4 protein-coding genes and 2 pseudogenes are annotated in these 5,153 nt (G+C 62.0%); 5 read left to right on the plus strand and 1 reads right to left on the minus strand.

The features are described from left to right. The 5 genes and pseudogenes from Q0106_RS11390 to Q0106_RS11410 all read left to right on the plus strand — a co-directional run. A pseudogene (locus Q0106_RS11390) lies at nucleotides 1-801 on the plus strand (cytochrome c); the annotation flags it as partial. Then, complete coding sequence (locus Q0106_RS11395) at nucleotides 798-2,045, plus strand: hypothetical protein (RefSeq protein WP_288657216.1); 1,248 nt, start codon at nucleotides 798-800, stop codon at nucleotides 2,043-2,045. The pseudogene Q0106_RS11390 and the gene Q0106_RS11395, both read left to right, overlap by 4 nt. A 9-nt stretch (nucleotides 2,046-2,054) precedes the next feature. After that, nucleotides 2,055-2,393: a hypothetical protein gene (locus Q0106_RS11400; protein ID WP_074008813.1), complete on the plus strand. Its 339-nt coding sequence runs from the start codon at nucleotides 2,055-2,057 to the stop codon at nucleotides 2,391-2,393. After that, complete coding sequence (locus tag Q0106_RS11405; protein ID WP_288657218.1) at nucleotides 2,390-3,760, plus strand: NAD(P)/FAD-dependent oxidoreductase; 1,371 nt, start codon at nucleotides 2,390-2,392, stop codon at nucleotides 3,758-3,760. The genes Q0106_RS11400 and Q0106_RS11405 overlap by 4 nt, the downstream gene beginning before the upstream one ends. Before the next feature lie 9 nt (nucleotides 3,761-3,769). Next, entirely contained in the window at nucleotides 3,770-4,507 is a 738-nt protein-coding gene (locus Q0106_RS11410; RefSeq protein WP_288657219.1) for a c-type cytochrome, read from the plus strand. Nucleotides 4,508-4,600: 93 nt separating this feature from the next. On the opposite strand, the pseudogene Q0106_RS11910 reads toward Q0106_RS11410, so the two are convergent. Next, nucleotides 4,601-5,121: pseudogene (locus Q0106_RS11910) on the minus strand (hypothetical protein). Between the last annotated feature and the right edge of the window lie 32 nt (nucleotides 5,122-5,153).

The following is a 5,153-nucleotide window of genomic DNA, read 5'->3' on the forward strand; positions in this document are numbered from 1 at the left end:
GCTCAGGTGGCCGCGCGCTTCATGTTCATGCTCACCATCACCGGCGTCGTCGGCGGCATGGTGGCCGGGCGCATCCGCGATGCGGACGACCGCAGGGCGATCGTGCGCATTCTCTCGACTGCCGGCCTCATCGGCACGTTCTTCGGCTGTCTAGCCTTCAACTGGTATCTGTCCACGATTCCGGCCGAGGCGCATGATTTGGCGGCCACGCGCCTGCCCGAGCAGTTCGGCCTCATGATGGCGGCTTCGGTGGCCGTCTCCGCCGCGTACTTCATCATCACCGCCTGGAAGCCCGCGGTTCTGCGTCCGTGGCTGGCCGGCGTCATGACGATCGTCATTCTCGTCCTCGGTCTTGCGCCTGAGGAGACGGCTCGCGAAATCATCCGCAAGCCGTGGGTGGCCGGCCAGTATGTCTACGGCAATCAGATCATCGGTCGCGATGTTCCGGCTCTTGGCATCAAAAGCGAACTGCCGCGCATGGCGGAGAAGGGCATTCTCGCTCAGCATCCGTTCGTACCGGAAAGCCTTCGCAGGGTGACGCCTGAAAACGAGGTCGCAGCCGGCCGCGTGCTTGCGCTCACGCTTTGCAGCAACTGTCATTCGCTCACCTCCACGGGCATTCGGCCGCTTGAGCGCTTCTTCCCGTCCGATGCAGACCGGCGCTTCATCGCCGACTATCTGGGCGCAGGCCTGCATCGCGGCCACACGGTCTACATGCCCGCGGTTCCGCTCCCCGAAGCGGAGCGTGAAGCCATGGCCGCCTACATCGAAACTCTTGTCAAGAAAGGAGACGCCAAATGAATGAATCCCTTTTTCTGGCGCTGATGGATCCTGCGGGAGCGCCGGCTCATCCGCTCGTCTTCCTCGTGCTCGGCGTCGTAACGTTCGCGCTTCACATGACGGCAGTCAATGTGATGCTTGGCACGCTAGGCCTTGCCGCTGTGGGAAGCTTCTCTTCGAATCCGTACTGGCAGCGACTTTCCGGCGCGCTGGGCACGACCGCCAAGGCTGCCGTCGCGGTCGCCATCGTGCTGGGCGTCGCGCCGCTTCTCTTCGTTCAGGTCATCTACGATCCGTTCTGGTACACATCGAACGTGATTTCGGCCTGGTGGCTTCTCGGCTTCCTTGCAGTTCTCACGGTCGCCTATCTGGCGCTCTACCGCTGGTACGGTCTGAATCATTCATATGCGGACGACGGCATGCCGTCGAGCCGTCCGGGCGCACCGCGCGGCGGCTTCTGGCTGGCCGGCTCGCTCCTTCTGATGATCGTCTGCGGCGCCATCATGCACGCGGTCGTCAATCAGTCGCTTCAGCCCGCGGAATGGATGAACTGGTACGCTCCCGGCGGCACGATCGTGCCCTACGGCCGGGAACTTCACAGCCTCACGATCGGACGTCTGGCGTTCTTCCTGCTGCTGAGCCTTCCCGTCACGGCCGCCTGGCTCTTCGGCATGCGCCGCTATCTCCTCTCTTCGGGCGAGACGGACTACGGCTACGTCGACTTCATCGAAGGCCTTGCACACGCCATGGCCAAGGCAGGCGCCGTGCTCGTCCTCGCTGCCGGCGCGCTTTGGATGGCGGCGCTTCCTGAAAACATGGAATGGTTCCGCACGTCCGTCTGGATGTGGATTGCGCTGGTCCCGATCGCGTACTTCGGCGCCATGAGCTTCATTCAGAAAAAGCGCAAGCTCTGCATTTTCTGCAACTACATGGCATTCGGCATGACGATCATCATGACGATTGTGCTCGCCGCCATTCGCGAAGTGCTCCGCTTCGTCACGCTGCTTGACGCCGCCGGCTGGAATGCGCTCGACTACAAGATCACGATGGACTGGCCGAGCACCGCCATCTTCTTCGTGACCTTCCTCGTCCTGGGCGGCCTCAACCTTTCGTACCTTCTGACACTGGCTTGGAAGAGCGGTCAGACGAAGGATCTCTACACGCCTTCCTCCGGACTCACCCGCGTAGGCACCCTCGCCATTGCGTCCCATATCTGCTGGGTCGCCGGCTACTTCATCATCGGCTGGATCGTGATCAACGGATAAGGAGACAACATGAACATCAGGCAAATCATTGCAGCGGCGGGCGCATCCTTCTTCTGCGCAGCATCCGGGAGTGCTCTCGGCGGCGACGCTTCTTCGTCCGAACCCAGGGCCGACTCTCTGGCGCATACGTGCGCCGCGTGCCACGGGACCTTCGGAGAAGTTAAGGGTGAAAACTTTGTGCCGCTGGCCGGCATGCCGCCCGCCGAATTCATTATCTCGATGAAGGATTTCAAGAACCTCAAGCGGCCGTCTTCCATCATGAGCCACATTGCTCAGGGCTACGGCGACGATGAAATCGAACGCATGGCCGACTTCTTTGCGAACATCAAGACGGGAGAGCAGAAATGAGAAATGCAGTCATGCTTCACCGCCGCCGCCTTCTGACGGCCATGGCCCTTGCCGCCGCGGGCACTTCCGCCGGCACTTCCTGGGCGAGGATGGCAGCCGAATCGCTCGCACCTGCGGCCGGCGCAAAAATCGTCATCGTCGGCGCAGGCGTCGGCGGCGCTACCGCGGCCAAATACCTCAAGATCTTCAACCCGAAGATCCACGTTACGCTGATCGACCGGAATCCGAACTTCGTGCGCCATTACGGCTCGTCTGAACTTCTGACGGGCGCCGTGACAATGGAGGATCTCACGGTCTCATACGACGCGCTTCACGAGCGCTACGGCGTCAAGGTCGTTCGCGACACGATCATCGGTCTTGATGCCGACAGAAAGACCGTGATCGGCAAAACAAGCCGTTATGCCTACGACAAGCTCATCGTTTCGCCGGGCATCGAGCTTCTCTACGATGCTCTGCCGGGCTACAGCGCGGATCTGGCGGCCTCCCGAATCCCGAGCGGCTGGATCGCAGGTCCTCAGACGCAGCTCCTTGCCAATCAGCTTCAGTCGATGCGCCGCGGCGGCACGTTCCTCATCGTTGCGCCGCCCAATCCGTACCGCTGTCCGCCCGGTCCGTACGAACGCGCCGCGCTCGTGACCGAATGGTGCGCAAAGCACAATCCGACCGCAAGGGTCATCATCACCGATCCGAAGAACAGCTTCGTGACGGATGAAACGATGATCCTCGGCTGGAACCGCCTCTACGGGTTCCCGATCCCGGCCGATTATTCGGCGAAGCTTTCCAACTACGCAAAGCCCGCACGCGACGACTGCCGGCTTGCGTGGATTCAGGCGCACGACGGCGGCAAGCCGCTGGAACTCGATGCAGCCGGCATGACGGTACGGACCGAAGCGGGCATGATCAAGGCGGACGTGATCAACATCATTCCGCCGATGCGTGCGGCAAACATTGCGCTTGAGATGGATCTAGCCGACAAGACGGGCTTCTGCCCGGTCGATCGACGGACCTTTGAGAGCTCGATCATTCCCGATGTCTACGTGCTCGGGGATGCGTCCATCGCGGATGCCATGCCGAAGTCGGGCTTTTCAGCCAATACGCAGGCGAAGACGACGGCCCGCGCCATCGTCGAGGAGCTCGCGGGCCGGCCGATTCCCGAGCCCGCCTGGTCGAACACCTGCTATGCGCTTGCAGGCGAGGACTACGGTCTTTTCGTGGCCGACGTCTTCCGAATCGTCAACGGCAAAATCGCCCGAGTCAATACGCGAGCCCGCTATCAGTTCCTGACGGCGAGCCCGCAGGAGCAGGCCGTTGCCGCACATTACCTGCACAGCTGGATGAACACCATTACGGCCGACAGCTTCGGCTAAGGATACAAGATGAAAGCAGTAAAACTCTGCATGTTGATGATGGCGGCTTTGCCTGTGATGGCGGCTGCTTCGCCGGCCGCAAATCCGGACGCTCCTGCGCTCACGCCCGAGGCGTTCGATGCTGTCGTCGCCTCTCTTCCGGAACCCAATCCGCTCGGCGGCTTTGCCGTGCACAGCAAGCAGTTCTGCGGGAGCTGCCACGGACCGAACGGCATTTCTCAGACTTCCGCGTGGCCGCATGTCGCCGGACAGCCCTTCGAGGTCACCGCCAAGGCGCTTCTGGATTATCGCGACGGACGCCGCTCGGGCGGCGAACGCGCCAAACTGATGGTCGCGGCCGTTAAAACAATGACCGATCAGCAGATCGCTGACGTCGCCGCCATGTACGCCATGCTTCCCGGCCCCGACGGAACGAAGCTTGAGGTCGGTAAAAAGAACATGGCCGACACTTCAGGCATCGATGTTTCCGGGCTTGTCCGAAAGGGAGATCCCAAGCGTGCGATCACGCCGTGTGCGGCTTGTCACGGTACGACGGGGAAAGGAAGGGCCACCGGAAGCGTGCCCGTCATTCATGGCCAAAACCCGGCCTATCTTGCGGGCCAGCTCAGAGACTACCGCGACGGAAGACGCACGAACGACATCCTGAAGGAAATGCGCTTCTTCGTGCAGAAGCTCACCGATGACGAGATTAACGCGCTTGCCGTCTACTACGCCTCTCAGGCCGGACGTCCCGGCTCAAAGCCGTAAGGAGCGTTGAGGCATAAGCAAAGAGCCGCCCGGCCGCTTGTCGCAGCCGGACGGCTCAGTACCTCCTGGCTAGGAGATGTTCGGGCTCAAACCTTACTCAATGCGTTCGCCATGGAGCGAGAGGTTGAGACCCATGCGTTCGTCGTCGGCGGTGACGCGCAGGCCGATAACCTTGTCAACGATCTTTAGAAGGATCCAGTTCACGGCGCCTGCGTACACGATCGTGGCGAGAACGCTCGTGGCCTGGATGCCGACTTGCGTCATGACAGGGTTCATGTCGGTGCCCGTCACGGCGCTCGTAGCGAAGACGCCCGTGAGGATGGCGCCGACAATGCCGCCCACGACGTGCACGCCGAACGCATCAAGGGAATCGTCCCAGCCGGCCCAGCGCTTCAGAACAACAGCGCCCAGAAGCAGCACACGCCGCCAACAAGGCCCATGATGAGGGCGGCAACCGGACCGACGAAGCCCGAGGCCGGCGTGATCACGACGAGACCGCCGACGGCACCTGAAATTAGGCCAAGCAGGGAGGGGCGGCCGCGGAGCATCCATTCGACGGCCATCCAGGAGATGCCGGCAGCGGCTGCGGCGATCTGCGTAACGAGAATGGCCATCACGGCGCGTTCGTTCGAAGCAAGACCGGAAC

This window comes from uncultured Sutterella sp., from assembly GCF_937923675.1.
Classification (GTDB): domain Bacteria; phylum Pseudomonadota; class Gammaproteobacteria; order Burkholderiales; family Burkholderiaceae_F; genus Sutterella.